This window comes from Halostagnicola sp. A-GB9-2 (genome assembly GCF_030068615.1).
GTDB lineage: Archaea > Halobacteriota > Halobacteria > Halobacteriales > Natrialbaceae > Halostagnicola.
The window spans coordinates 22982-47393 of record NZ_JASJOC010000003.1; the positions used below are offsets into that span (position 1 = coordinate 22982).

29 protein-coding genes are annotated in these 24412 nt (G+C 61.6%); 13 read left to right on the top strand and 16 right to left on the bottom strand.

What is annotated here, in order from left to right; all coding sequences use genetic code 11:
• Positions 1-94: 94 nt before the first annotated feature.
• The gene (locus tag QNM96_RS08540) at positions 95-1378 is read left to right on the top strand and encodes a DUF389 domain-containing protein (RefSeq protein ID WP_283835699.1); all 1284 of its coding nucleotides are present in this window, start codon (positions 95-97) and stop codon (positions 1376-1378) included.
• A 39-nt stretch (positions 1379-1417) separates the two neighbouring features.
• Here the strand turns inward: QNM96_RS08540 and QNM96_RS08545 are convergent, their stop codons facing one another.
• The gene (locus tag QNM96_RS08545; protein WP_283835700.1) at positions 1418-2428 is read right to left on the bottom strand and encodes a GTPase; all 1011 of its coding nucleotides are present in this window, start codon (positions 2426-2428) and stop codon (positions 1418-1420) included.
• Positions 2429-2559: 131 nt separating this feature from the next.
• Here QNM96_RS08545 and QNM96_RS08550 point away from each other — a divergent pair, with 131 nt between their 5' ends.
• Entirely contained in the window at positions 2560-2919 is a 360-nt protein-coding gene (locus tag QNM96_RS08550) for a DUF5518 domain-containing protein (RefSeq protein ID WP_283835701.1), read from the top strand.
• Positions 2920-2945: 26 nt separating this feature from the next.
• On the opposite strand, the gene QNM96_RS08555 is transcribed toward QNM96_RS08550, so the two are convergent.
• Complete coding sequence (locus QNM96_RS08555) at positions 2946-3293, bottom strand: four-helix bundle copper-binding protein (protein ID WP_283835702.1); 348 nt, start codon at positions 3291-3293, stop codon at positions 2946-2948.
• A gap of 168 nt (positions 3294-3461) precedes the next feature.
• On the opposite strand from QNM96_RS08555, the gene QNM96_RS08560 reads away from it, so the two are divergent.
• From QNM96_RS08560 to QNM96_RS08570, 3 genes are all read left to right on the top strand, one after another.
• On the top strand, positions 3462-4046 hold the full coding sequence (locus QNM96_RS08560) for a hypothetical protein (RefSeq protein ID WP_283835703.1): 585 nt from the start codon (positions 3462-3464) through the stop codon (positions 4044-4046).
• 686 nt (positions 4047-4732) lie between these two features.
• Positions 4733-5281, top strand: coding sequence for a hypothetical protein (locus QNM96_RS08565; protein WP_283835704.1), 549 nt, complete (start codon positions 4733-4735; stop codon positions 5279-5281).
• 774 nt (positions 5282-6055) lie between these two features.
• The gene (locus tag QNM96_RS08570; protein WP_283835705.1) at positions 6056-6637 is read left to right on the top strand and encodes a hypothetical protein; all 582 of its coding nucleotides are present in this window, start codon (positions 6056-6058) and stop codon (positions 6635-6637) included.
• Between the two features lie 96 nt (positions 6638-6733).
• Here the strand turns inward: QNM96_RS08570 and QNM96_RS08575 are convergent, their stop codons facing one another.
• From QNM96_RS08575 to QNM96_RS08595, 5 genes are all read right to left on the bottom strand, one after another.
• Positions 6734-7264, bottom strand: coding sequence for a hypothetical protein (locus QNM96_RS08575; RefSeq protein WP_283835706.1), 531 nt, complete (start codon positions 7262-7264; stop codon positions 6734-6736).
• A gap of 226 nt (positions 7265-7490) precedes the next feature.
• A complete protein-coding gene (gene hisE / locus QNM96_RS08580; protein WP_283835707.1) occupies positions 7491-7775 on the bottom strand; it encodes a phosphoribosyl-ATP diphosphatase in 285 nt (94 codons plus the stop codon).
• Positions 7776-8243, bottom strand: coding sequence for a bifunctional nuclease family protein (locus QNM96_RS08585; RefSeq protein WP_283835708.1), 468 nt, complete (start codon positions 8241-8243; stop codon positions 7776-7778).
• Positions 8244-8345: 102 nt separating this feature from the next.
• On the bottom strand, positions 8346-8960 hold the full coding sequence (gene pdxT, locus QNM96_RS08590; protein ID WP_283835709.1) for a pyridoxal 5'-phosphate synthase glutaminase subunit PdxT: 615 nt from the start codon (positions 8958-8960) through the stop codon (positions 8346-8348).
• 147 nt (positions 8961-9107) lie between these two features.
• On the bottom strand, positions 9108-9269 hold the full coding sequence (locus QNM96_RS08595) for a preprotein translocase subunit Sec61beta (RefSeq protein WP_283835711.1): 162 nt from the start codon (positions 9267-9269) through the stop codon (positions 9108-9110).
• A 139-nt stretch (positions 9270-9408) separates the two neighbouring features.
• Between QNM96_RS08595 and QNM96_RS08600 the strand changes: the two genes are divergently transcribed.
• Positions 9409-9678, top strand: coding sequence for a thioredoxin domain-containing protein (locus QNM96_RS08600; RefSeq protein WP_283835713.1), 270 nt, complete (start codon positions 9409-9411; stop codon positions 9676-9678).
• Between the two features lie 304 nt (positions 9679-9982).
• Here the strand turns inward: QNM96_RS08600 and npdG are convergent, their stop codons facing one another.
• The gene (npdG, locus tag QNM96_RS08605; protein ID WP_283835715.1) at positions 9983-10648 is read right to left on the bottom strand and encodes an NADPH-dependent F420 reductase; all 666 of its coding nucleotides are present in this window, start codon (positions 10646-10648) and stop codon (positions 9983-9985) included.
• A gap of 130 nt (positions 10649-10778) precedes the next feature.
• Here npdG and QNM96_RS08610 point away from each other — a divergent pair, with 130 nt between their 5' ends.
• Positions 10779-11180 carry a hypothetical protein gene (locus QNM96_RS08610; protein ID WP_283835716.1) on the top strand — a complete coding sequence of 134 codons (402 nt, stop codon included), beginning with the start codon at positions 10779-10781 and terminating at the stop codon, positions 11178-11180.
• 157 nt (positions 11181-11337) lie between these two features.
• Complete coding sequence (locus tag QNM96_RS08615; protein ID WP_283835717.1) at positions 11338-12510, top strand: MFS transporter; 1173 nt, start codon at positions 11338-11340, stop codon at positions 12508-12510.
• Between the two features lie 47 nt (positions 12511-12557).
• On the opposite strand, the gene QNM96_RS08620 is transcribed toward QNM96_RS08615, so the two are convergent.
• Together QNM96_RS08620 and QNM96_RS08625 are read right to left on the bottom strand one after the other, a co-directional pair.
• Complete coding sequence (locus tag QNM96_RS08620) at positions 12558-13970, bottom strand: hypothetical protein (RefSeq protein ID WP_283835719.1); 1413 nt, start codon at positions 13968-13970, stop codon at positions 12558-12560.
• Positions 13971-14113: 143 nt separating this feature from the next.
• On the bottom strand, positions 14114-14374 hold the full coding sequence (locus QNM96_RS08625) for a hypothetical protein (protein ID WP_283835720.1): 261 nt from the start codon (positions 14372-14374) through the stop codon (positions 14114-14116).
• Between the two features lie 129 nt (positions 14375-14503).
• On the opposite strand from QNM96_RS08625, the gene QNM96_RS08630 reads away from it, so the two are divergent.
• A complete protein-coding gene (locus QNM96_RS08630) occupies positions 14504-15328 on the top strand; it encodes a glycerophosphodiester phosphodiesterase (protein WP_283835721.1) in 825 nt (274 codons plus the stop codon).
• A 16-nt stretch (positions 15329-15344) separates the two neighbouring features.
• Here the strand turns inward: QNM96_RS08630 and QNM96_RS08635 are convergent, their stop codons facing one another.
• The 3 genes from QNM96_RS08635 to QNM96_RS08645 form a co-directional block, all read right to left on the bottom strand.
• Positions 15345-16925 carry an FAD-dependent oxidoreductase gene (locus QNM96_RS08635; RefSeq protein ID WP_283835722.1) on the bottom strand — a complete coding sequence of 527 codons (1581 nt, stop codon included), beginning with the start codon at positions 16923-16925 and terminating at the stop codon, positions 15345-15347.
• A 155-nt stretch (positions 16926-17080) separates the two neighbouring features.
• Positions 17081-18007, bottom strand: coding sequence for a matrixin family metalloprotease (locus QNM96_RS08640; RefSeq protein ID WP_283835723.1), 927 nt, complete (start codon positions 18005-18007; stop codon positions 17081-17083).
• A gap of 91 nt (positions 18008-18098) precedes the next feature.
• Positions 18099-18980 (bottom strand): TIGR01548 family HAD-type hydrolase, encoded by an 882-nt coding sequence (locus QNM96_RS08645; RefSeq protein ID WP_283836355.1) that lies wholly within the window; start codon positions 18978-18980, stop codon positions 18099-18101.
• Between the two features lie 139 nt (positions 18981-19119).
• On the opposite strand from QNM96_RS08645, the gene QNM96_RS08650 reads away from it, so the two are divergent.
• Positions 19120-20556: an MATE family efflux transporter gene (locus QNM96_RS08650; RefSeq protein ID WP_283835725.1), complete on the top strand. Its 1437-nt coding sequence runs from the start codon at positions 19120-19122 to the stop codon at positions 20554-20556.
• A 54-nt stretch (positions 20557-20610) separates the two neighbouring features.
• Here QNM96_RS08650 and QNM96_RS08655 read toward each other — a convergent pair whose 3' ends face one another.
• Both QNM96_RS08655 and QNM96_RS08660 read right to left on the bottom strand, forming a co-directional pair.
• Complete coding sequence (locus tag QNM96_RS08655; RefSeq protein WP_283835728.1) at positions 20611-21189, bottom strand: metalloprotease family protein; 579 nt, start codon at positions 21187-21189, stop codon at positions 20611-20613.
• Between the two features lie 65 nt (positions 21190-21254).
• Positions 21255-21647 (bottom strand): UPF0146 family protein, encoded by a 393-nt coding sequence (locus tag QNM96_RS08660; RefSeq protein ID WP_283835730.1) that lies wholly within the window; start codon positions 21645-21647, stop codon positions 21255-21257.
• A 39-nt stretch (positions 21648-21686) separates the two neighbouring features.
• Here QNM96_RS08660 and QNM96_RS08665 point away from each other — a divergent pair, with 39 nt between their 5' ends.
• The 3 genes from QNM96_RS08665 to QNM96_RS08675 all read left to right on the top strand — a co-directional run bounded on the left by QNM96_RS08665 (position 21687) and on the right by QNM96_RS08675 (position 24011).
• Positions 21687-22208: an archaemetzincin family Zn-dependent metalloprotease gene (locus QNM96_RS08665; RefSeq protein WP_283835732.1), complete on the top strand. Its 522-nt coding sequence runs from the start codon at positions 21687-21689 to the stop codon at positions 22206-22208.
• A gap of 105 nt (positions 22209-22313) precedes the next feature.
• Positions 22314-23003 (top strand): class I SAM-dependent methyltransferase, encoded by a 690-nt coding sequence (locus QNM96_RS08670; RefSeq protein WP_283835734.1) that lies wholly within the window; start codon positions 22314-22316, stop codon positions 23001-23003.
• Positions 23004-23198: 195 nt separating this feature from the next.
• Positions 23199-24011 carry a hypothetical protein gene (locus QNM96_RS08675; RefSeq protein WP_283835736.1) on the top strand — a complete coding sequence of 271 codons (813 nt, stop codon included), beginning with the start codon at positions 23199-23201 and terminating at the stop codon, positions 24009-24011.
• Positions 24012-24025: 14 nt separating this feature from the next.
• Here the strand turns inward: QNM96_RS08675 and QNM96_RS08680 are convergent, their stop codons facing one another.
• Positions 24026-24352, bottom strand: coding sequence for a hypothetical protein (locus QNM96_RS08680; protein WP_283835738.1), 327 nt, complete (start codon positions 24350-24352; stop codon positions 24026-24028).
• Positions 24353-24412: the final 60 nt, after the last annotated feature.

The following is a 24412-nucleotide window of genomic DNA, read 5'->3' on the forward strand; positions in this document are numbered from 1 at the left end:
CGGGAGTGTCCAATATTCTGTTTCCCGACTGAACGACCGAATATCGGCGTACACAGGCCGTCCTCTTTTTGTTCCACGCGCCGGGGTGTTTTGCGTGCGCCTCGTTCACGTCACCGTTCCGGAAGAACGCCGAGACGCCGCCCGAGCGGCGCTCAAGGACGAGCAGTTCACGTTCACCGTCGTTCCGATCGTCGACGACGACCTCGTCATGTTCGAAATTCCGGTGCCGAGCAACGCGGTCGGCGACGTGCTCGACGTGCTCGAGGCGGTCGAGGTCGATGTTACGGACTACACCGTGGTCGCCAGCGGCGAAACGGCGATGACCGAAACGTCGGAGACGCTCGAGAGAGAGTACGCCGGGGACTACAAGCCGATGACGGCCGTCGAGCTCCGGACGAAGGCTCGCGACCTGAGCAGGGACACCGCATCGTACGCGGCATTGATGATCTTGAGCGCGCTGATCGCGACGGCGGGATTGCTGATCAGTTCGCCCGCGATCGTCGTCGGATCGATGGTGATCGCACCGATTATCGGCCCGGCGCTGACCGCGAGCGTCGGAACCGTGACCGGCGATCGAAAGATGATCGCGGATAGCTTCTGGATGCAACTGTACGGACTCGGGCTCGCGATCATCGCCGCGGCGGCGCTGGCGGCGGGATTTCGATTCGGCGGGTTCGTTCCGACGACGATCGACCTCCCGGCGCTCGATCTGTTCGGCGTCCGACTTGCGCCGAACATGCTGTCGCTGGTCGTCGCCGTCGCGGCGGGAACGTCGGCGGGCATCGGCCTGACCACGAAAGGGCCGACTTCGATCATCGGCGTGATGATCGCCGCGGCGTTGATTCCGACGGCCGCCGCGACGGGAATCTCGATCGCCTGGATCGAGCCCGAACTCGCCATCGGGACGGCGGTCCTGTTGCTCGCCACGTTGGTCGTAATCAACCTCGCCGTCTTCGCCGTGTTACTCCTCCTGGGATACGCTTCGAGAGGACGCACTTCGCCGGGCGGCGAACTCGATCGATCCCTGATCGCGACTAGCGTGCTCGCGATCATCGTCATCGCACTCACGCTCTCGGTCGGGTTCGCGACTGTCCAGCAGGTCGGCGTCGATCGAGAGGTCGCCACGTCGGTCGAAGAGACGCTCGAGGATCCGGGCTACGAGGACCTCACTGCAGTGTCAGTTCAGACCCAATACGCCGATATGTCGCCCTACACCGGTCCGCGGAGCGTGACGGTCGAGGTGAGCGAGGAGGGTGATGCGGACACCGCGGCGTTCGCCGCCGATGTCGCCGAAACGATCGAAGAACGGACCGGCGAGGCCATCGACGTTCGCGTCGAACCGGTCGAGTACGAATCTGCGTCTGCGGGAGAACAGTGATTGGTCGCGGAAACGCGGGCTGATCGGTTCGAAACGTCCTCAGCCGTCGAACGGCAACTCCGGCTCGTAATCGATCGCCTCGATCGCGGCCTCGATGACCGTCTCGACGTTCTCACCGGTTTCGACGCTCATGTGGTAGTCGGCCTCGACGTCCCGCGACAGGTCCGACTTGTTCCCGATCGTCAGCACCGGAACCTCGTCGAACTGATCCTCGATGGCTTCGCGCAACTCGAGTTGGGACTCGAGTGGGTAGCCACACTCGCCGCTTGGATCGAGGAAGACGAGGACGCAGTCCCCGAGGTGCTCAAGGGCGCTGACGGCCTGTGATTCGATCTCGTTTCGCTCCTGTGGAGGACGATCAAGAAGCCCCGGCGTGTCGACGATCTGGTAGCGGATGTGGTCTCGTTCGAAGTGTCCGAGTCCGATCCCAGTCGTCGTGAAGGGATACGAGTCCGTCTCGCCGCGGGCGTTGGTGATGTCGTTGACGAACGAGGATTTGCCCACGTTCGGGTAGCCAGCGACGACGATTGTCGGTTCGTCGGCGTTGATCTCGGGAAGATCCCGAAGCGCGTTTCGCGCGTCGTTGATCAGCCGGAGGTGTTCGTCGACCTGTTCGACGATGTCGGCGAGTCGGGCGAACGCCTGTTGGCGGTGCTTGCGAGCGGTGTCGATGTCAGTCTTTCTGAGTCGGGACTGGTATTCCTCGTGAATCTCTCGGGTCTTTCGGCCAGCCCATCCGACCTGCGAGAGGCTCTGACGAAGGGCGTCGACGCCGTTCGTCGGTCCGGCGTCTCCGTCCGAGTGAGAGATGGAAACGTCGAGGATCGCGTCGGCGAGTTCGTAGTAAAACGGGTTGACATCGTACTCGAAATCCGGCCACGCGGTCACGACGTTTTCCAGATTGTCGGACATAATGTTCGCCGCCGTCTGGAGCATCGACTGCTGGGCCTCGAGGCCGCTTTTGGCGTTGCCCGAGCGGGCCGCCCGGGAGAACGCCTTGTCGATCAGCTCTTCCGACGTTGGCGTGGTCGGAAGGTCTTCGAAAATCATAGTCTCCAATAGAGCCTCGACACTAAAAGGGCGTTCGTTGTTCGTTCGTCGCCTTGGCGTTCACTTTCCTGGGTACCGAAACCTCGAGAATCCGGCCGCGTCCTTATTTTCTTCCGGAGCGTACGTTCCCTATGACTAACTGGCGTGCCGTCATCATCGGATTCGGACTCACGATCGTCGTCTCGATCGTCGGACTCGCGATCCCCGGAATCGGGCAACTCGCCGCCGGCCTCATCGGCGGGTTCGTCGCCGGCTTCATCGCGGGCGGCGGCCTCCTCCGCGGTGGCTGGCACGGCCTGCTCGCAGGGGCGCTCGGCGGCATACTCGCCGGCCTGTTCGTTGGGATCATCGTAGCGCTCACCGGACTCACGTTGGGCCCGATCGGCGGCTTGCTCGGCGTCGGCGTCTTCGTCTTCGCGGCCTTGCTCGCGATGATCATGGCTCTCGAGAGCGCGCTGGCTGGTGCACTCGGTGGACTGCTCAACGCCTGAATCGTTTTTTGCTCATCCGTCGGATTTCAGCCCTCGGCCATCTCTCGACAGCTCTCAACACACTTTGGAAGGATCTCTGCACAGGCTTGGCAGTGATCGTGATCATGCTGTTCGCACTCTTCGGCGCACGCTTCACAGACATCGGCACAGATCGACGCCAGATCGCGGTGATAGCCCGAATTGCGAGCCATAAACCGCGCGTGAAGCGTCGTCAGATCCGCCACGTCTCGGCAGAGTCGGATACAGCGTGCCATCTCCTCTCCCTCGCCCGCACAGGCGTCCGCACACCATTCACAGACCTGGGCGGCTTCGAGGCAGTTGTCGATACACTCCTGCATATGCTCGTCCGCATGCTCGAGTTGCTCGAGTGCCATCGTGCACACTCGACGCGGGGATTGGGTATCAAGCTGGCACGGGCGAATGCAAGTCGTGACGAACACACGTGTGACTGAAAAATACGATCTACCGAACAATAAATAAACTCTGAATGTGTGTGACACTATTTAACAATGTGTTTATATTGCCGTCAACATTCATTGATAATGGTCGTTACTGATCATTTACGAACGTCGATCGTCGTGGGCGCGTTAGCAGGCGCAGCGGCGTGGATACTGGGTTATCTCGTTACCTACGCTGGTGTGATCGGCGACATTCGGGCGGACGAGCAAGCCGAATTACTCGAGTTAGCGGCCGAAGAGTCCATCGAGTTCGAAATGGTCGGCCTGTTGTTCTACAACGCACACAACGTCGCCGCCGAGGTGCCACAGTACAGCGTCTTCCAAGCGCTCGAACGGAGTCACAACTTCGTCCTCGCGGATGGTGGAAGCTCCCTCTTCCTGTATCTCGTCCCGGTGCTCGTCTTGCTCCTCGCCGGCGGAGCGGTCGCGTCGTACACCGTTTCGGATCTCGAGGTGTCGACCGACGCCGCACTCGCCGGAGGGATGGTCGTCCTCGGCTATTTTCCGCTCGTCGTCATCGGACTGTTCGTTTTCAGTATCGACCTGGGAGACGGTGCGATGCGTCCCGAACCGCTCTTTGCGACTGCGCTCGCCGGACTGGCGTATCCGCTCGTATTTGGATCGATCGGTGGTGTACTCGCAGGTTTTGCTTCGAGCAGATCCGAGTAAAACCCGTTCTGGACGCCGGTCGGAGCGGTACTGTCGGAAAGCAGTGGGAGAGTTCGTGAGACTGGTCAGCTGAACGGGCTCAAAAGCCCAGCGATAGGACTCACACCGTTTTGTAAGCAGTGATCGTGTACTGTATCGATCGGCTCGTGAGTTGGGCGGCGCGTCTCGATGTACTCTCTTCGTTCTTGAACGGAATCGTACCCAACCCGGTGAGATCACTCCGTCCAGTAACTAGCTCGGCTGGCAGGGCGTTCGAATTCGAATTTCAGAAACTGTCGCCGGTTAGACTACCCTCTCGACATCTCTCGGTTTCGCCGCCTCGAGGGTCGGAGTCTTACGCGGAACGGACTTGATGTCAGACTCAAACTCGCCGATCGAGATTCACTAACCAGTACAGCATCACCGACTGTGATCGCGGAGGGTTCCGTATTCACAAACTCGAGACGAGTGTGATTCACTAATCTCGTCCGCGGGGCTTAGGCCCGAAACGTGCTGGCACAAAAACATGAGTATCCTTCCATTCCAGAAACTAATATAATGATTATTCTAACTGTTGTTGAACTCACAACTGGAGGACTATTGTACTGTATGTGAACTTTGAACAATATCTCCGTTTAATACTATAATCTCACAATGAATTTCTCGTCTTCGAAGTTGGCAGATCGCCACCGAAGACAAGTGATCAAATGTCACGAATAAAACAATCCCAGGTACTTGCACTGCTGTTTGCTATCCTTATGATTACGTCGGCTGCGTTCGCCGGCGTCGGTTCGATCGTAGGGGCAAGCAATCAGGCCGACGATGGCGACGAGGTTGACGAGATCAACGCGATCGTCGAAGACATCAACGAGGAACTCGAGAACGTCGACGACGTCGAAACGATCGACGAGATCGAAGATGGTACCGCTGACGACGTCCAAGACGACATCTTCACGCAGGTCGTCGCCGAAATCAACACCCAGTCACAGGAACTCCTCGGCGAAGATATCGCCGACGATGTCGATACGCCCGAAGAAGCGCGTGAAGAAGCTAAAGACATCGAGGATGAGTACGGCGCTGCCGCTCAAGAAGCGGTTGACGCACTGAACGACGCCGCAGACAGTGTCGAGGAAATCCAGGAACTCGTTGACCAAGTCGACGACGACAGCGACGAAACTGATGACGACGCTGACGAAGATGACAGCGACGAGGCCGACGAGGACCCTGACGAGACCGATGAATCCGTAGAGTGCTGAGCCCGACAGCACGAATCGCTCCTTCCAATCAGAATGGATTTTTTATACCTATCCGTCTCCGGTAATTGGATGCGATAGTTCCCATACGAAGTAACGTCCCAGTCGAAGTGACGAAAAACGCTATTCGGTTTCTCGAGGTCTGCAATGAACCCTGCCGCCGTTTCGATCTTGATTCCGTAGCGGGAGTGCGTCTCGAGTGCCCCCTGCGACGTGTGACGTGTCGAGAGACCTGTCTGCCGTTCACGTCTTTCTCTCGGACCCACTCCCCGAAGACCCGTCGTTCGCGGACTCATTGCTCGGCCAGTGTTTCCATCCTCCTGCTTCGGCTGTCGCGGTACTTGCTCTTGACTCCGGCGTGGGCAGAGCCCGATCAAGTGGTGAGTAACGCATCGAATAGTCGACCCAGCAGGCCCGTCTGCGAGAATCGTTCGTCGGCGTCGGTGCCGGACGACCACGGCACTCGATATCTCGAGGTATACTGTCGGCTGTACGTCGTTCAAAATTCTCGTCGCTCGGGGGTGCGAGAATCTTCACATAGTTACAGCTGACGTATATCCATCCGGTACCGCACCTGTCGCCTGTCCGCTCAATGCGCTTTCCCGCTCGCTTTCTCGGTTCAAACTGCGACCGCTCGAGCGGCGTCCGAACCGTTTCGGATATTCATGGCATATAATGTCTCTATAGTAAATACCGGTAAAGGCATGCTGATAGTTGTCGATGAACAATAGTTATATTTCACGTCGAACATTCGTCAAACTATCCGGCCCGGTTGCCGTGATCGGACTGAGTGGATGTGTCGACGATACCAGCCAAGATGATGAAGAGGAGGACGAACCAGCCGAAGACGATGACGACGCCGATACCGGAGCGCCCGAAGCGGATCCGATCGACGACTCGGTTAACGGTGTCGACGAGACGGTCGAGGAGGTCAACAACGGTCCACTCGCCGATACGAACGAGAACGTCGAGGCCATCAACGCTGAACTCGAGAACGTCGACGATATCGAGGGAGTCGACGAAGTAGCGGCCGAAACCGCTGACGATGCCCAAGACGAAGCGGACCGACTTGCGGACGAAGTCGATAGACTCCAAGATGACATCTTCGCCCAGGTCGTCGCCGAAATCAACGCCCAGTCGGAGGAACTCCTCGGTCAGGACATCGCCGCAGAGGTTAGTACTCCCGACGAGGCTCGGGAAGAAGCCGAAGAGATCGACGACGAGTTCGGCGACGCGGCCGAGGAAGCGGTCGACGCGCTGAACGACGCTGCGGACAACGTCGAGGAAAATCAAGCGTTCCTGAACGGTGCCGCTGATGCGCTGGCGGATATCGACGAGGACGAAGAAGATGACCAGTAACGATACTTGCGTCGAGTGATAGCGGAAACGAACGACGGCTCGCACTCGAGCAGTCCGCGCCTCCGCGCCCGTTGGTCCGTCACTGATCGCCCGCTTTCAGTCCCTCTCCTCGGGTTTCTCTCCGGGGATGTGGTCTTTGTGGACGATTCCCCGTTTCGCATCGTCCTCCGCGACCGCTTCACAACGGGAGATCAACGTCCGAACCCGCTCGATGTTTCCCGAGAATTCAAACTCATCGCTCTCGTGTTCAGCTCTCGCCGTACAGTACTGTAGATACAGTTTCGCCCGCCAGTCGGAATCGAGCGGCCACCACACGGCCGCCGGTTCGTTACCCATCTGGCTCTCCCACGTCTCGACTAGCTCGTGCATGAACGCCGCGAAATCCGCTTCCGTTTGCTGGATCTGTAACTCGTCGTTCAGCACTCGAGAAAGGAACGTCGACTGTTCGATCGCAGTTGCAGTCGCAGTTTCGTTCTCGAGGAGCGCTCGCAGTGCGTTCAGGTCGTCTCGAGAGATCGCTACGGCACACGCGACGCTATAGGTCTCCGTAGGAAAATGCTCATATTCCGGAATGGGGAGCTGCGCCGTCGTCTCGGCCGCGCCCCGGTTGTCTCCAAACAATCCCATAACAGTTCCTCTGAGCCATCTGGGATGAGTTTTGTGGTGATTCCTATAACATAACGGTACAAAAACACTGAATTTATTACAGTCATGATACAGGATACTATTGGTCGTCGATCATCTTTGGACCGATCAGAGATGGAGCTGATCCGTTGTCGCCGAATCAGAGGGCATTTGCGGGATCAGATCGCTTCGATCGCACTTCGAACCTGCGCTCTGCAGGTGTTCGCCCCTATCGCCGCGCCTCGAGTTCCTCCTCGAGTTCCTCGAGGCTCATATCCTTCATCGAGAGCAACACCAGCAGGTGATAGACGATATCGGCGGCTTCGTATGCAATCTCGTCGTGGTCGTCGTCTTTGGCGGCCAGAATCAGTTCCGTCGACTCCTCGCCGAGTTTCTCCAGGACGGCGTTTTCCCCCTTCTCGTGTGTGAACAGCGAGGCGGTGTAGGAATCTTCGGGTAGCGTTTCCTTGCGGTCTTCGATAACGGCGAACAACTCCTCGAGTGTCTCGTCCATTTATAATTCACCGGGAACGTCACGGATGTCTTCAAGTTCGGCGAACTTCTCGCTGTCGTCTCGGCCGTCCTCGAAGACGGCCTCCGTAACCTCGATGGGGACGTTGGTTCGGGCCGCCAAAGCGAGCGAATCGCTCGGACGGGCGTCGATTACGGTCTCTCCGCGGGGCGTATCGACGTGGATGTCCGCGATGTAGGTTCCACCCTGCCCGTCCGCACGTTCTTCGATTTCGTTGACGACGACTCGGTCGACCCGTCCGCCGAGTTCCTCCATCACGTCGAGCAGGAGGTCGTGGGTCAATGGCCGACCGATATCTTCGGCCTCGAGGCCTCGAGCGATGCTCGTCGCCTCGTTGAACCCGATGAATATCGGGACGATATCGTCCTCGCCGTCGATGGAGAGAATCAGGACCGGAACCGGTCCCTGTTGGGTTCCCGCAACGCGGACCGCGTCGATGGACGCATTCATAGTTCGACTCATGAAGGCGAAGGGGAAAAGTCTGTACGCCTGCAATGGAGTTTCCCGTTGGAGTCGAACCGGATACGACCGCCGTCTCGCCGCCCACCCGCCTCACTCGAGCGTCGGCACATCTGCGCCATCGTTCTCGAAGAACGCCAACTCGTGAACGCGACCGTCGGGCGTCAACTCGGGATGAAAGGAGGTGCCGACGACCGGCCCGTCGCGCACCGCGACCGGGTTTTCGTCCCACGACGCCAGCACCTCGGCATTGCCGACGTCGTCGATGACCGGGGCGCGGATGAACACCGCGGGAAACGGCTCGTCGTCGGCGAGCCCCGTCACCTCGAGTGGCGCTTCGAAGCTGTCTTTTTGCCGTCCGAAGGCGTTTCGCTCGACGGTCACGTCGATGAGATCCAGCGTCTCCACGCGCTCGTCGCCCGCATCGCTCGAGGCGACGATCAGTCCGGCACAGGTCGCGAACAGCGGCTTTCCGGCCTCGACGTGCCCGCGAATCTCGTCGGCGATTCCCTCCGAGTGGACGAGCCTCGAGATGGTCGTGGACTCGCCGCCAGGCATCGCGAGCAGGTCGCAGTCGGGGACGATTCCCGACTCGCGGATTTCACGAACTTCGACCGACTCGCCCTTGGCGTCGCCCGCCCGTTTGATCGCGTCTGCGTGTTCGGAGACGTCGCCCTGAACGGCGATGACGCCTGCAACCACTGACATGGCCGACTTAGGTGAACCGCCGACAAAAATCCCGCGTCACGCACCGTGGCTGGTTCGAGTTGTCCGATACTCCGCGGTACGTGAACTGAACCGTCGGAACGCGTCGCTGTCTCTCGGTTGAGATCGAAGACGAAAACGAGTGCAGCGTTATGAGACGAACGCGAGCAGCTGGATGAGCACGCCCAGCATGACACCGGTCGCGATGACGGTTTTGGGGTCGATGCGAATCGCGTTCGAGTCTTCGGCGTCGAAGTACCGGACAAGTCCGGCACTGGACATCAGTCCGCCTGTGTTCTGTCCTTTATCCATACGTCTACATTGGTCCGCCAGGCACTAAATCTTTCGACCGGCCAGACGCGTTCGTACTCGAGCGGCGTCGGCGATCACGGCAAAGCCACACTGGTGGGAAACTCTTATGCGCGCCGCGCGGGAAGAGCCAATGAACGGTATGACTGTCACACTTAAAGACTTCCACGCAGACTGGTGTGGCCCATGCAAGACTCAGGACCCGATCCTCGACGATCTCGAGGAAGACTGGGAGGGCCGATTCGAAGTCGAGAAAGTAAACGTCGACGAACAGCAAGACGTCGCAAACGAGTATCAGGTACGTTCGCTCCCGACACTCGTCATTGAAAACGAAGACGAAATCGTCGAGCGGTTCGTCGGTGTTACACAGCGCGAGGATATCGAGGACGCCCTCGAGTCCGCCGGCGCGTAACGAAGCCCAACTCGCCGTTTTCACGAACTCTCTGCCCGATGAGCTCCCGGTATCTGCTTTCACTCGAGTGTCGTTTCCCGTCCCCGCTCGCGGTAGACGAGAGCGATCGAGACACGCTGATCCCGTACACAGGCGCCTTCTGGGATGTACTATTTCCCCGACATCGATCAGCGAAAAGGCACTCCGTCGGAGTAATCCGAAGTATCGCTCCGATTTGCTGTACTATTATCTCAGGAATAGAAGCATGAACCTGCCGGCATTTTCGCCGCGACGCTACCGTAACACGCTGGGGCTGTCGAGACGGTTACTTAAATTTGACGCCGACGTCGTGTAACTCCTCGTTGTGGCGGGCGATGTTGATAACCAGCGGCGTGATGCTTTCGACTTCAGCCGCGTTTGCGAGCGGCCCGGCGTCGAGAACGCGGAGTCCATCGATTTCGCTCGCCAGCGACGTAACCGTCTGCTTGGCGTTCCCCTCGCCAACGACAAGCGTATCGAGATCGAGGTCGTGATCGAGATTCGAGAGTTCGCCCGCCGCGAGGTTGTGGAACGCGCCGACGACCGGGGTTTCGTCGGGTGCCCGACTCGCGACGAGTTCGGTGACGCTCCCGGCCGACGGCGGATGGTAGTGCATTCCGTCCTCGTCGCCTTTCATCCCGACCGCCGGGGTGACGAGGATCGTGTCCTTGTCGAGTTTTGACGCGACGGTCTCGACGGTGTCACCGGCGTAGTACGGCGGCACCGACAGGATGACGACGTCCGCTCGATCGGTCGCCATTTCGTTCGTGAATCCCTTTATCGAGGCCTCCACGTCACGACCCTCGAGGAGTTTCTCGTACTCTTCGACCGAGTCTCGAGCCTTTTCCGGGTCTCGAGAGCCGATCAGGATCTCGTGATCGGTGTCGTGTGCAAAACGCAAGGCAAGCCCTTCGCCGATATCGCCAGTTCCGCCGAGTAGCGCGATTCGCATACCTGCCTCTCGGGGAGGCACTCGAATAAAAGGGTGGGAGGTCGGCCGAACTCGCCGGAATCACGGTCGGACCGGCGTTCGAATTCGGTGACCCGACGCATATTTTGGGACGACGGAAAGACTTGTTCGTATGGTACTCTCCGTGTCGGCCCGCACTCGCCGCGTTTTCCTCGTCGGCTGTTTGGCCTACTTCGGTCTCCAGAGCGTCGCCAATCTGCTGAACCATGGCTCGAGCGTGTGGCTCTGGGCCGGCGGGTACGCCATCGCGTCCTTTTCGCTCTTCGGGCCGCTCGCGTGGTTCGTTCGCGATCGCATTCCGGCCGAACGACGCGAAGCGCTCAAATATCCGGTATCTGGTGCTATCTTCCTGTGTTTCGTCCTCGTTTTCGGAGTCGAACTCGCGCTCGGTGGAGTCCTCTTTTTCTTCGATGCGGTCATAGTCGGCGGTCTCGTCGGACTTGTGATCGTACTTCTCGCCGAGAAGACGGTCGTCCCAGCACGGTTCCGGGCGAACGAAAGCGGAGGATTGTAGATCACACCCGGGGGTCGACGGGGCTGGGAAGGGGACTCTACAGATCTTCTTTCGACTCGGCGAGAGAGCCACTCTCGCATTCACTGTCGAACCGCGGAGCATCGAAAACACCACTCTCATACGCTCGCGCTCGAGTCACTCAGGTAGTCTCTCCCCTATGAACTGGCAGTATCGGTATACGGTTCTCGTCCTGTGCATGCTGGCGTTTTTCGTCACCTACTTCGCGCGGCTCGCGATCAGCCCCGTCGTCCCGTTGATCACCGAGGACTTCGGAATTACGAACACGTTGATCGGGTTCGCGCTGACTGGAATGTGGCTCGCGTACGGTCTCGCGCAGTTTCCAAGCGGCGTCCTCGCCGATCGGTACGGCGAAAAGCCGATCGTTCTCGTCGCCGTCGGCGGAACGACGGTGATGAGCCTCGCGCTCGCGCTGTCGCCGCTGTACGGTGCGTTCGTCGCGGCCGCGGTCGTCCTCGGCGGCGTCGCGGGGCTTCACTACGCGGTCGCGACGACGCTGCTCTCTCGGACGTTCGACGATATCGGGACCGCCGTCGGATTTCATTCGATCGGGGGGCCACTCGCGGGCCTGGTCGCGCCGGTCGCGGCGGCCTGGGTCGGCGTCCGATACGGATGGCGTCCCGCCGTCGCGCTGACCGCGATCGTCGGGATCCCGATCTTCGTGTTGTTCGTCTGGCGGATCCGTCCGACCGAACCGCGACGACCGGACGAACCGTTGCGGGATAGCCTCGAGTTACGCTCGCTGCTCGAGCTGGTCTCGCGGCCGACGATCGCGTTTCCCCTCCTCATCGCGATGGCCGGAACGTACGTCGTTCAGGGACTGTTGTCGTTTTTCCCCGCGTTCCTCGTCGCGTTTCACGGCTACACGCCGACGGCGGCCGGCGTCGCCTTTTCCGTCTTTTTCGTCATCCGGGCGTGCGGCCAGATCGTCCTCGGTCGTGTTTCGGATGTCTACGGACGGGACGTCGCGATCGGGAGTTCGATGCTCGCCGGAGCGGTCGGAATACCGCTGGTCGTACTCGGCTCGGGACTGCTTCCGATGGCCGTCGGCGTCGCCCTGGCAGGCGTCGGCTCGAGTTTCTTCGCGGCGATCGATCCACGGTTCATGGACGCGCTTCCAGCCGAAGAGCGCGGAACCGGGTTCGGTCTCGTCCGAACGGTATACACCGTCCTCGGTGCGAGCGGATCGTTCGGCGTCGGCCTCACCGCCGACCTGTTCGGCTGGGGCGTCGCGTTCTGGACCCTGGCGGCCCTGTTTTTCGTCTCCTTTCTTGCCCTCGCGGCGAACCGAGTCTTCGGACTCGGTTACTAGCTCCCGGTTGATCCGATCGTCGAGCGTCTCCCTGTCCCCGCCGCTGCTCAGGCGATCACTTCGACCATCGTTTCGTCTGCGTCGTCCGCGCCGACGACACGAACCGGAAACTGCTCGTCCTGGCTGGTCGGATACGTCTCGAACGCGAGCGTGGCGGTGCCGGTATCGCCGCCCGAAACGGTGACCGCCTGGGTGTCGACCCGCTCCGGATCGTGGCCGACGATAAACTCGAGTTCGTCCGAGGCGGTCGACTCGCCGGCGTTCTCGAGTTCGATAATCGCCTCGAGCACCCCGCCCGCCTCGACGGGCGAGTTCGTCTCGAGGATCCGCACCTCGAGCGTTCCGTCGTCAGCACCATCGTCCTCGACTCGATTGACGATCCACGCTCCGTCTAGTTCTCGAGTGGTGCCATCCGCACAGACGATCCAGGGACTGACCCGGCAGGTGTGACAAAGTGCGCTCCCAGTGGTCGGAAGCGTTGCCGTATCGAGCGTCCCGGAGAGGTCGGTCACGTCGATGATGGAATCGGCCTGGGTCAGCCACCAGACGACGCGATCGAGGGATCGATCCGACCCCGACAGAGACACTTCGAGTTCGAACTCAAGGTCGTCGTCCGGCGCGAACTCGAGGATTTCCTCGGCGGGTTGTCGACGTTCGATCGACGGCGATCCCTTGCCGCCGCTCGAGACGTCGATCTCCCAGTACGCAGCGTAGGTTTCGTTCCCGCCGCCGAACCCGCTCTCTCCGCGTCGAGCCACCGACGCAGCGACCTCGTGCGTTCCCGTGGAATCGAACGTGTGCATGTGGAAATACCGCCCGACTTCGGCGAAGTACGCGCCCGTCCACGGCCCCATCCAGGCTCCGGTGGACTCGCCGTCGATCCACCAGTTCACCTCGTGGCTTTCGTCCGGATCGACGGGCTCGACCTCGAACAGCACCGTTGTTCCCGGCTGGACAGTGAGTTCGCTATTCGGCATCGCGCTCGAGAGCTCCGACGCCGCGTGCACCGCCACGGTTCGTTCGGCTCCGACCCCGTTGATTTCGATTCGAACCGGGAATTCGTCGTCGCTCCGGACTGGATACGTGTCGAACCCCTGATTGACCGATTCGGTCTCGCCGGCCTCGATCGTCATCGTTCGCCGTCCCAGCCGCTCTTCGGCGTGGCCGACGACGAAATCCACGTCGGCTCGAACGTCCGACGAGCCGACGTTCTCGATCTCGGCGGTCACCCGGAGATGCTCGCCCGCGTTCACCGGCGCGCTCGTCTCGACGATATCGATATCGAGGCTCGAGGTGTCGGTCTGCCGGTTCGTGGCATCGGTCTCGAGCGCGGCCGTTGTGTCGCGTCCGTTCCGCCCGCCGACTCCCGATCCGTCTCCGACGGCCGTCCCGGTCAGGACGATGCTTCCGGTCGTTACCCCCTGTAGCACCCGCCGCCGCGTGAGTTCCCGTTTCTTCATGACGCACGCTTGCTCCACTCCCGAACGTAAAAGGAGGCTGACCGTTCCGCGATCAAACGCGTCGTTTCGATCCGATGGCCGAGATCGGTCGCGATTCAAACCGGTTTTTCTCCCTCTTGGCGGGTCACGTTCCGCACGGATTCTTACGGCGCATCATCCTCCTCGGGATTCATCGCGGCTCCGAACCCGCCGCCGTCGTAGGCGTCTCGATTCCGTAGCTCCCGTACCCGTTGCTCGAGTCGGTTCTCGAGCGCTCGGTGGTGCTCCTGGTCGATGTCCGGGTCGTCCGCGAGTTCCTCGAGATCCCGGTTGGCGCGCTCGAGAAGGTCGACCGCGGCTTCGGTCTCGAGGTCCGTCGCTCGCTCGAGGGCGGATTCGATGTCGGCGAGGGTCCTATCCGTCATGGATGGGGTCTCGACGCGAAGCCGTTTCAACGTTTGCGCGTATTTTCAGTCTCCGTGCAATGAACGAGGGATACCCGGTCCAACGGACGAGGACTAGATACAACACGACAGCCTGCGTTCGTTTCGCCAATGGCCGAACCCGCCGTCATCGCCCACCGAGGATTCGCCGGTGTCGCCCCGGAGAACACCGTCGCCGCGGCGCGAAACGCCGCCGAGCACAACGACGCGTCGATGCTCGAGATCGACGTCCAGCCCGCGGCCTGCGGAACCCCGGTAGTGATCCACGACGAACGGCTCGAGGGGACCCGCGACGGACGGCCGCTCACCGATGCCGAGGGGCTCGTCTGGGAGACTGACCTCGAGACGATCCGCGACGCGAGGGTCCTCGGAACCGACGAAACGGTTCCGACGCTCGAGGCGTTTCTCGAGGCGGTCCCGAACGCGATGGCCGTCAACGTCGAATTGAAAAATCCCGGGACGGAGTCGCTTCGATTCGGCGAGTCCCTTCCGGAGAGCGACCGTGAGGAGCGAAAGGCGGTCTGGAAGCCGTTCGTCGAACGGGTCGTCGCTGACTGTGACTCCTTCGCCGGCGAGATCCTCTTTTCGTCCTTTTGCGAGGGCGCGATTGCGGCCGTCCGCGATATCGGACCGACCTACGCCGCCGCCCCGCTGGTCTGGGACGACCTTGAGGCCGGCCTCGAGATCGCTCGCCGGTACGACTGCGAGGCGATCCACCCGCCGCGAAACGCGATCGCGGGAACGGCGCTTTCGGGAACAGAGTACGCCGGGTTCTCGGACGCCGGGGCGGAAACCGATCTCCTCGAGGTCGCCCGCGAGGAAGGTCGAGCGGTAAACGTCTGGACCGTCGAGACGTGGACTCAGTTCGACCAACTCGCCGAGGTGGGTGTCGACGGGATAATCGCGGACTACCCCGGCCTCGCCGTCAGGAAGTAACCGCCTATCGAACCGGCTACAGTGAATCGTCGTCTCGAGAAGAGAGATCCTCCGTCGCCGGCCCCTCGAGCACCGTCCCGTCGGGGGCGAACCGCGAGCCGTGACACGGACAGTCCCAGCTACACTCGGCGTCGTTCCAGTCGACGACGCAGTAGGTGTGGGGACAGACCGCGGAGACGGCGTGGAGGTCGCCGTCGCCGTCTCGAGCGGCCGCGATCGGTTTCGGGCCGTCGCGGATGACTCGACCCTCGCCCCGCGAGATGGACTCGAGGTTCGGCGAGAACAGCGTCCGGAGCCAGTCGGTTGCGAACTGGCTCGCGGCGTCAGCGTTTTCGGTGATCGCGTCCGCCGCGGAGCTCTTCGGCGTGAACCGGAGCGGGTCGAACAGGTCGGATTCGGGCGGGCGCTCGCCGTCGATCAGCGCGGCGAGCAGTCGCCCTGCGGCGACGCCGTTCGTCATTCCCCAGCCGCGAAAGCCGGTCGCAACATAGACGTTCTCGCTGGCGAAACCAGCCCGCCCGACGAACGGCACCCGGTCCGCAGTCACGTAATCTTGAGTCGACCAGCGGTAGTCGATCGACTCCACGCGGAACCGCTCGCGCGCCCAGCGCTCGAGCCGCCGGTACCGATCTGCGGTCGGGCCGCCCTGCCCGGTTTTGTGGTTCTCTCCGCCGACGAGGACCAGCGGTTCCTCGCCGTTCCTCCGATAGGTCCGCACCGAGCGGTACGGATCGCCGGGTCGGTAGTACATCCCCGACGGCGGCTCGCCGCGGATTCGAATGCCCAGCACGTAGGACCGTTTCGGGTGCATTCTGGTGAAGTAGCCCGCCCGATCGAGGATCGGATAGCCCGTCGCGAGGACGACGCTCGAGGCGGTGACGGTGGCTCCCCGCTCTGTCCGAAGGCGACACGGACTGCCCGGTTCGACGTCGGTTACTCGAGTGTATTCGTAGACGCCCGTGTCGTCGTTGTTTCCCACTCCCTCGTCGGGAGTATTCCCGCTACCATGCAATTCCTCGGCCAGTCCGAGGAGGTACCGCCGGGGGTGAAACCACGCCTGGTCGTCGAACCGGAGCGCCGCCGAAGCTCGTTCGAACGGTGGCACGGACCGAACTTCGGTCGCCTCGAGTCCCGCCATCGTCGCCGCGTCGGCCTCCCGTTCGATTTCGTCCGGGTCGTCGCCGTAGAGATACGACGGCTGTCGTTCGAACCCGCAATCGATGTCGAGTTCGTCGACCCTCCATTCAACCTCGTCGATCGCCTGCTCGTTTACCGACGCGTACCGTCTCGCGGCACCGCGGCCGAACTCGCGGCGAAGGTGATCGTATATCAGCCCGTGCTGGCTCGTCAGCTTTGCCGTCGATTTCCCGGTGATGCCCGCCGCGACGCGATCGCGCTCGAGGACGGCGACCGACTTCCCGCGATCCCGCAAGTCGATCGCCGTCGAGAGTCCCGCGATTCCCGCGCCGACGACGGCGACGTCGACCGAGCGGTTCGACTCGAGCGGGCCGTAACTGGCCTCGAGCGTACTCGCGAGCCAGGGAGAGGTCGGCTCCCCGGGGAGGTCGTCGCTGGGTCGAGTGAATTCGCCTGCCATCTGGTGGCCAGTACGACTGCCGGCGGCAAAAAACGAGCGGGGCGTGGGCTTTCTGCGAAGTGGAAAAATCTCCCTCTTTGGGCAAAATCACTGCACTCTCGACGACTGATTCACTAGTCTCGACACGTCCGACAACTCGTACGCCAGCAGTACCGTTAGCTGTCGGGTTCGTGCTGGTATTCGGGCGGAGCATCGTCGGCCTCGAGCCCGTGATACCCACCGTACACGCTGCCCATTACGCTCTCGTGGTCGTCCTCTTGAATCCACTCGGTGGTGACTTTGAAGTCGCCGTCGTCTGTGTCGTCGGTTTGGCACACTAACTCCCCGTTGCACGCGTTACGGGAGTCCGTCGCGTTGTAGGCGATTGCCGCGTCGCCGTCGAACTCCTCGACGACATCGACGGTGGTCGTCGTGTCGTGGCCCTTCGATTCTAAGTGAGTGACCCACGTATCCAGTGCCGTCTCGATCCCTCGGACGACGCTTCGTTCGTCGTACGCGTCTGCGATGCGGAGCTGGACGCTCGTGTCCCGGTCGATCGATCGCTCCTGTTCGGAAGCCATGATCGACTGCGGTTCGTCGTTGTGGTCGAGCCCCAGCGTGTGTCCGAGTTCGTGTTTCGTCGTCTCTCGAAGCGTGGTGTTCGTGTATCCTGCCTCGACGCGGATTTCGGCCGTCTCGGGTGCCTGCTCGGTGACGTAGTCCGCACAACCGATGTGGAACGAATCGAACGCCTCACCGCAGCGCTCGAGGTCGCTGACGAACTCGATGTGCTTGTCCGGGTCCGGATCGGACTGGTTGAGCTCGTACGAAATCGGATACCCGGCGTATTGCTCGCTGTTGTTTTCCCAGTACTCCAGTGAGTCCTCGACGACGTGGCGTTTGTCCATCTCGACGGCCGAGTCATCGTACGCGACGGTCAGCGTCTCCGTGCCGTAGGGATTCGCGTCGGGGGCATCCGAGTTCGCGTTCGGATCGTCGCTCTCGTTCGTGATCCCCTCGAGGCCGCCGTTAATACCGATCCCGGCACAACCAGCCATCACGACGAGCCCAACGACGACGAAGATCCTGAGCGCGGTTCGCATTTGTTGATAGAGGTATCGCGAATGCTTTATGTATTGTGTCGCGTTCTGTCAGTCGTTTCTACATTCGACGGGACGACGCGAAAAACGGTTGTTAGGATTCGTCTTCGCCTTCGAGTACGTCCGGCAACTCGTTAATCGACTCGAGGACGATCGACGCACCTTCTTCGTCGTACTTCCACCGCCCGTCTTCTCCCGTCAGCCCGCCGGTCAGCACGCCGATTCCGTGGTAGGTGCGATCCGGATCGCTCTCGCTTGCGTTGACGGCCGTCCGCACGTCGTCGAGTGTGTCGCCGACGAAGACCACGGTTTCGGCATCGAACTGGGCCGCGAGCGTAGTCAGGGCTCGAGGGTGTGGCTTTCCTTCCTCCCAATCATCCATTGTGAACCGGTCGTCGGTACCGATCTCGAGCCCGACGCGCTCGAGAGCGATTTCGGCTTCGGCTTCCGGACGTCCGGTCACCACGCCAACGTCGTAGTCTGCCGTCAGAGCGTCCCGCGTTTCGTCCTCGAGCAGCATCGGCTCGTCGTGGATGAACCCGCGTGTTTCGATATCGGGGTCGCCGCCCTCGAGGCCTCGGTAGAGCTCTTCGCCGAGATAGAGCTGCTGGAACACGTCCCGAAGCCGCTCGCGATCCCATCGACCTTTCACGCGCCGGGTGGCGTTCGCGCCGATTTTCTCCCGGACGACCTCGGTTGCGGCCTCGAGGCCGCCGCCGTTGGCCGCGATTTCGTCCGTGAACTCGTCGATCGAGTCGCGGTACCCCTCCTCGGTCGAAAGCACGTACAGCGCCGCGGCGTCGGTGAGCTCCCAGTCATTGTTGAACCCGCCGGCGTCCTTGAACTGCTGGATGTCTTCATTGCGAATGCTCCGGTCGTAGACGCGCTCGACGGACTCGACGATCGCTCGACGGTAGGAGTTTTCGACGTCCACGAGCACGCCGTCGATGTCGAGGACGACAGCGTCGGCGTCGATGGTGGCGGCTGCGTTCATACGCTGTCGAACGGACCCGAGGTGATAAAGCACGCCGAATTCGGTCGGCTGAAACTCGCGTCTGTGAACGGTCTGACTCGAACCAGCAAACGGAAGTCTCCGTCCCCGAAATGAACGCGTGATGAGTAGGCGAGCGGGAACCGTCGTCGATGCGATCGCCAGGGGGCTCGAGCGGCTCGGGGTCATTTCCACCGAGCGGTTCCGTCCGACGATGGAGCTCGCGTTGCCCCGGATCGGTACCGGCTTTGCGATCATGTCCAAGCAGACGGCCGACCTCGCGATGGTCGGTATCGCCGTCGGCACGACGGGGACCGCGGGCCTCGCGTTCGCGTTAGCCTACTGGGAGGTCGTGACCATGTTGGGACTGGGCCTCGCGGGCGGCACCGTCACCCTCGTCTCGCAGAATTACGGCGGCGAGCAGACCGAACGCGCGTCGATCGTGGTCAAACAGAGCGTTCTGGTGGCAATCGCGTTCGCGATACCGCTTATGGCCGCGTTTTTTCTCTTCGCGGAGCCGTTGATCGGCCTCCTCGCTAACGATTCGGAATCGATTCACCACGGGAGCGTCTACCTCGCATTCGTCGCCCCGGCAATTCTTTTCGAATTGCTCAACTTGATCGCCAGCCGAACGTACACGGGGATCGGCGACACGTTCACGGAAATGATGGCCCGCGGCGGCGGCGCGGTGCTCAACGTAATTCTCAGCGCGCTCCTTATCTTCGGCTTCGATATGGGCGTCGCCGGCGCGGCCATCGGAACCACCCTCTCGACCGGGTTCGTCACCGTCGTCCTCGCGTGGGGGATGGTCGGGCGGAACTACGGCGCGCTGGGGATGGAACCCAGTCCCGTTCCGATCACCCGCACGGGACCCCTTCTGGACGTCGGGATCATCCGTCAACTGATGGAGATCTCGACGCCGGAAATCGGTCGTCGACTCGCACAGGGGATCGTCGTCTTCCCGCTGTTGTGGATCACGGCGGTGTTCGGCCCGGTCATCGTCACCGCCTTCGAGGTCGGCAGACGCGTCCGAAGCCTGATCAACAGCATCAACTGGGGGATGTCCCTGGCCTCGAGTTCGCTCGTCGGCCAGCACCTCGGGGCAAACGAGGAGGACGAAGCCGAGGCCTACGGCGGCGCGATCATCCGGCTCTCGCTGGTGATCTACGTCACCGCAGCTGTGATCGTGGTGGTGTTTGCCGAACCGATCGCCAGTATCTTCGTCTCGAGTCCCGACGAAGTCACACAAGCCGCGATATTCGTTGCCATCGGCGCGATCAGCGCAGTCGGGTTCGGCATCGACGGCGCGGCGGCCGGTGCCTTGCTCGGTGCCGGCGCGACTCGCTGGCCGTTCGTCTCCTCGTTGATCGGTCGGTACGTCTTTGCCCTTCCCGCGGCTGCGCTGGGGCTGGCGACGCCGCTCGGCATCGCCGCGCTCTACCTCGCGTTCTTGCTCGAGACGTTCGTTCCGGGCGGGATCAACTACTGGCTCTTCCGGACGGGCCACTGGAAGGCCGTGAGTCGGCGGTATCGTCCCGGCTCGGCAACCGATACCGACTGATCGGTTCCCGACGCCAACTCGGAATCGACGCGCAAACGTTAGTCTGAGCGCGGCTTAGAACCCGAGCGCCAGCGCGAGTTGGGCCGCAAGGAGCAACAAGCCGACGGCATAGAGCACGTCGAGGAAGAACCACGATAGCAGGTTCGCGACGTAGATCACGATCACGAACGGGATTCCGAGAAGGACGATCGGTGAGCGCCGCCACTCCGAGAGCGATCGGTTCCACAGCGTCTTCGCGTCGCCGGTGCTGGGAAACGCCTGGACGCCGACGCTGAACCCGAGCCAGCCGAGTACGAGCGCGACGACGATGGTTTCGGTCGTCGTGAGGCTCAGATCGAGACTGGCCCCGACCTCCGGGATGCCACTCGAGAGCACGACCGCGGCGAACCCGACGAACAGACAGAACGCCATCGCCGTGTTGAGCAGAAACGGTGCGACGCTGATGACGAACGACTGCCGGTAGCGGTCGGGTTCGCCGTGTTGGACGTACCCCGCAGGCGTCCCGAGTCGGAAGTACGCGACGTCGACGACGGGAACGCCCATCAGGTCGCAGGCTTTCTTGTGTGCGAACTCGTGAACGACGACCCCGGGAGCGGTGAGGAGACTGAAGAAAAAGCCGATAAACGCGAGCATATGCCAGAACGGCAGTACGGAATCCTAAGTGTTCTGGGTCGGTGTCTGTCGCCGATATCACACGTTCACTCGGCGACGAACAGCGTGTCACCCGGAATCGTGTTTCGCTCGACCGGAATGGCTGGCTGGTCGCCGCCGAGGGTCGTAAAGACGAACGGCGCGTCGACCGCTCGAGCGACCTCGAGCGTCGGTCGATGCAACTCGGGCGGCAGGTTTTGGGCGAACAGGACGTCCGCACCATCATACACCGCGAGGTCAGGGTCGACGATGTCGTCGCGGACGAACGTCACGTTAGCTGGTACGTCGCGCTCGTGGATGTCGGTTCCAGTGACGGAAACCCCCGATTTCGCCAGTACACTCGCCAGATCGGTTCGTCGGCCAATTCCCACCTCGACCACGCAATCCGCACTCGAGAGGTAATCTCGGATTGCCTCGAGAGTCCGACGAGAGTGTGCCATGGCGGGACGTTTATGGCACCTGCGGACATAGTCGTTTTCATGCTCGTCGATATCGTTCCGGTTGGATCCGTTTCCGCGGAGGTCAAGCGGGCGGCCTCCTCAGCGTTGCGTTCGGTCTATGACTGTGAGGTTACGGTCAACGATTCGCAGTCGATTCCAAGCGGTGCGTACGATGACGGACGGAACCAATACTCTGCGGAGTCGTTCATCCAGCTCGCGGAACGAACCGGCCGAGGCGATAAGAACATCGCGATCACTCCCCACGACCTTTTCTATCGACGCCGAAACTACGTCTTCGGACTCGCCTACCTCGATGGTAGCGGTAGCGTCGTCTCGACCTACCGGCTCCAGACGTCGTCGGACGGCGGCTTCTCGAACAAGAGCGCCGCCGACATCTTCGAGGACCGTGTTCGAAAGGAGATCGTCCACGAAATCGGCCACACGTACGGCCTCGAACACTGCGACAACAACCGTTGCGTGATGAACTTCTCGCCGACGGTTCGTGAGGTCGATATCAAAGAGGAGAACCTCTGTGGAAGCTGCCAGCGGTTGGTCAAGTAAAGTATCTCGAGGACACGCCTCAAGGCACTCTCGCTGTAGATCCGCGACATCGCGATTCGGTCCCGAACACTTCGTTTTTCTTTCTTGCCGTTCTTTCTTGAACCGATGCCCGCCACAGCCCCCTTCGAAACGCTCACCGCCGAGTACGACGCCTGGTTCGAGACGAACCGAGACGCGTACCGAGCGGAACTGGCCGCACTCGAGCAGGTGCTCTCCGAAGACACGCCCCACGTAACCAGCGAAACCGATCCCGCCGACCCGACCACCCTCGAGGTCGGTGTCGGAACCGGCCGTTTTGCCGACCCGCTCGAGATTCCGGTCGGAATCGACCCGGCGAGGAACCCGCTTCTCGAGGCCCGAGATCGCGGCGTCGATCCGGTTCGAGGCGTCGCCGAACGGCTCCCTCTGTGCGACGACGCGTTCGATCGGATCCTCTTTGTCACCGTCTGGTGTTTCCTCGACGATATCGAGGATACGCTTGGAGAGACCCGTCGCGTGCTCGCGGCCGACGGGGAACTCGTGATCGCGTTTCTCGACCGCTCGAGCCCGCTAGGGCAGGTTTACCAGGAGAACAAGGATGAGGGCCCGTTCTACGCTGACGCGCAGTTCGTCACCGGAGAGGAAGTCTGCGGTGCGCTCGAGAACGCGGAATTCGTCGTTCGAGAACGGGTTCAGACGGTGTTCGACGAGTCTGTGGAGGAACCCACCGAGACCGAATTGCACGGCGAAACCGAACGCGTCCGCGACGGCCACGGCGACGGACTGTTCGGCGTCGTTCGAGCCACGCTTGAGTAGCCTCGGCCGACTCGAAAGCCGTCTTCCCTCCGCTGGAGAGACAAAGACCACAGTCGGAGGGAACAAGGATTTAGGCTCGAGCGTCCTACGAACGCTCGACACTACTGTCGTGATACCTGCCAGTCTCTCGCAGAGCGGGAGGGTCGACGCGGCCGTGAGTAGCGACTGTCTCGGGGTCGACCCCGGTGAGCGTCGATGACCGGCGACGAGCGGGAGATCGAAATCGAGGTCGAAGCCGAGGGCGACCGCTCGGACGACGGCTCGCTAGACGACGAAATTTCGACCGAGACTGAATCCGACTCCAGCCGGTGGAGCACCGATCCGAACCCGCTCGAGGATCCCGAGGCGGCGGACGGGGGCGACCTCGGGGACGAACTCGGCCGCATCGACGTCATGTCGACGCCGGAGGGCTACGTCGAGGGTCGCGTAACAGACCTCGAGACGGTCGACGAGACGACGGTCCGTCTCGAGGTCGCGCTTCCCCACGGTCGAACGACCTCGTTCGCGCTCGAGAAGCCGATTCCGTGGTCCGAGGAGTTTCTCTTGGCCCGGATCGTCGAAGACGTCGGCTACGACGCCGCCTCCGTAAGCCACCTTGTCGGCGAATCCGTGTTCGTCACGCGGGCGGATCTCGAGGACGACGACACGACCGGCTGGGACGGGCTCTGGACGAGCTCCGCTCGCGTGGCGGGCCGGACAGTGAACTCGTTGCTCGAGTCCTCCTTGGGCGGTCGTTTCGAGAAGACCGAAACCGGGCCAACGTGGCGTCTCGTCGATCCGCGGGAACGTCCCGACCCCGTCGAGGAGGGCGATTCCGACGCCGTGACCGTCTCGATCGCGCTCGCGTTCATTCTCGTCGGCGTCGTCGCTGCTGCGGCTGGTGCAGTGTTTGGCGTGACAGGAAGTGTCGTCGTCTCGAGTGCTGCGATCGCGTACGCGATTCCAGGCCTCCTCCTCGCGCTAGTCGGTTTTCTCGTCGCGTATTCGGTAGCCGATCCTCGAGACTAGCTGCTGCCGCGGGCTCACTCGAGCCGACTGAACACAGCGACGCCAGCGACCGTCAGCAGTCCGAGGATACCCAGGAGACGAACGACTCCGGAGAAGGTGAGCAACTGCGCCGCGACGAGTGAGACGAACGCGCCGGAATAACGGATGATTACGGACGAGTCGATCGCGAGACAGACCGCTCCAGCGATCGTCAGACCGATTCCGAGTGCGAGCACCATCGTCGATAGCCCGGCGGAGTCTGCAAGTATAGTCGCGACGAGCGTGAGGGTAATTCCGAGGACCGCAACCAGTCTTCCGTTGACCGAGTCGGCAACTGAAAGCGGGAAACTAAACTCACCCATCAAAAACTTGTCCACTATAGAATGAATATTCCAGTCGTCGACAGCTCGAGCCAAAACAAG

Excerpts from the sequence above, each read along its gene's own strand:
- QNM96_RS08545 (WP_283835700.1), bottom strand. The coding sequence starts at position 2,428 with ATGATTTTCGAAGACCTTCCGACCACGCCAACGTCGGAAGAGCTGATC.
- QNM96_RS08550 (WP_283835701.1), top strand. The coding sequence starts at position 2,560 with ATGACTAACTGGCGTGCCGTCATCATCGGATTCGGACTCACGATCGTC.
- QNM96_RS08555 (WP_283835702.1), bottom strand. The coding sequence starts at position 3,293 with ATGGCACTCGAGCAACTCGAGCATGCGGACGAGCATATGCAGGAGTGT.
- QNM96_RS08560 (WP_283835703.1), top strand. The coding sequence starts at position 3,462 with ATGGTCGTTACTGATCATTTACGAACGTCGATCGTCGTGGGCGCGTTA.
- QNM96_RS08565 (WP_283835704.1), top strand. The coding sequence starts at position 4,733 with ATGTCACGAATAAAACAATCCCAGGTACTTGCACTGCTGTTTGCTATC.
- QNM96_RS08575 (WP_283835706.1), bottom strand. The coding sequence starts at position 7,264 with ATGGGATTGTTTGGAGACAACCGGGGCGCGGCCGAGACGACGGCGCAG.
- hisE (WP_283835707.1), bottom strand. The coding sequence starts at position 7,775 with ATGGACGAGACACTCGAGGAGTTGTTCGCCGTTATCGAAGACCGCAAG.
- QNM96_RS08585 (WP_283835708.1), bottom strand. The coding sequence starts at position 8,243 with ATGAATGCGTCCATCGACGCGGTCCGCGTTGCGGGAACCCAACAGGGA.
- pdxT (WP_283835709.1), bottom strand. The coding sequence starts at position 8,960 with ATGTCAGTGGTTGCAGGCGTCATCGCCGTTCAGGGCGACGTCTCCGAA.
- QNM96_RS08595 (WP_283835711.1), bottom strand. The coding sequence starts at position 9,269 with ATGGATAAAGGACAGAACACAGGCGGACTGATGTCCAGTGCCGGACTT.
- QNM96_RS08600 (WP_283835713.1), top strand. The coding sequence starts at position 9,409 with ATGACTGTCACACTTAAAGACTTCCACGCAGACTGGTGTGGCCCATGC.
- npdG (WP_283835715.1), bottom strand. The coding sequence starts at position 10,648 with ATGCGAATCGCGCTACTCGGCGGAACTGGCGATATCGGCGAAGGGCTT.
- QNM96_RS08610 (WP_283835716.1), top strand. The coding sequence starts at position 10,779 with ATGGTACTCTCCGTGTCGGCCCGCACTCGCCGCGTTTTCCTCGTCGGC.
- QNM96_RS08615 (WP_283835717.1), top strand. The coding sequence starts at position 11,338 with ATGAACTGGCAGTATCGGTATACGGTTCTCGTCCTGTGCATGCTGGCG.
- QNM96_RS08620 (WP_283835719.1), bottom strand. The coding sequence starts at position 13,970 with ATGAAGAAACGGGAACTCACGCGGCGGCGGGTGCTACAGGGGGTAACG.
- QNM96_RS08625 (WP_283835720.1), bottom strand. The coding sequence starts at position 14,374 with ATGACGGATAGGACCCTCGCCGACATCGAATCCGCCCTCGAGCGAGCG.
- QNM96_RS08630 (WP_283835721.1), top strand. The coding sequence starts at position 14,504 with ATGGCCGAACCCGCCGTCATCGCCCACCGAGGATTCGCCGGTGTCGCC.
- QNM96_RS08635 (WP_283835722.1), bottom strand. The coding sequence starts at position 16,925 with ATGGCAGGCGAATTCACTCGACCCAGCGACGACCTCCCCGGGGAGCCG.
- QNM96_RS08640 (WP_283835723.1), bottom strand. The coding sequence starts at position 18,007 with ATGCGAACCGCGCTCAGGATCTTCGTCGTCGTTGGGCTCGTCGTGATG.
- QNM96_RS08650 (WP_283835725.1), top strand. The coding sequence starts at position 19,120 with ATGAGTAGGCGAGCGGGAACCGTCGTCGATGCGATCGCCAGGGGGCTC.
- QNM96_RS08655 (WP_283835728.1), bottom strand. The coding sequence starts at position 21,189 with ATGCTCGCGTTTATCGGCTTTTTCTTCAGTCTCCTCACCGCTCCCGGG.
- QNM96_RS08660 (WP_283835730.1), bottom strand. The coding sequence starts at position 21,647 with ATGGCACACTCTCGTCGGACTCTCGAGGCAATCCGAGATTACCTCTCG.
- QNM96_RS08665 (WP_283835732.1), top strand. The coding sequence starts at position 21,687 with ATGCTCGTCGATATCGTTCCGGTTGGATCCGTTTCCGCGGAGGTCAAG.
- QNM96_RS08670 (WP_283835734.1), top strand. The coding sequence starts at position 22,314 with ATGCCCGCCACAGCCCCCTTCGAAACGCTCACCGCCGAGTACGACGCC.
- QNM96_RS08675 (WP_283835736.1), top strand. The coding sequence starts at position 23,199 with ATGACCGGCGACGAGCGGGAGATCGAAATCGAGGTCGAAGCCGAGGGC.
- QNM96_RS08680 (WP_283835738.1), bottom strand. The coding sequence starts at position 24,352 with ATGGGTGAGTTTAGTTTCCCGCTTTCAGTTGCCGACTCGGTCAACGGA.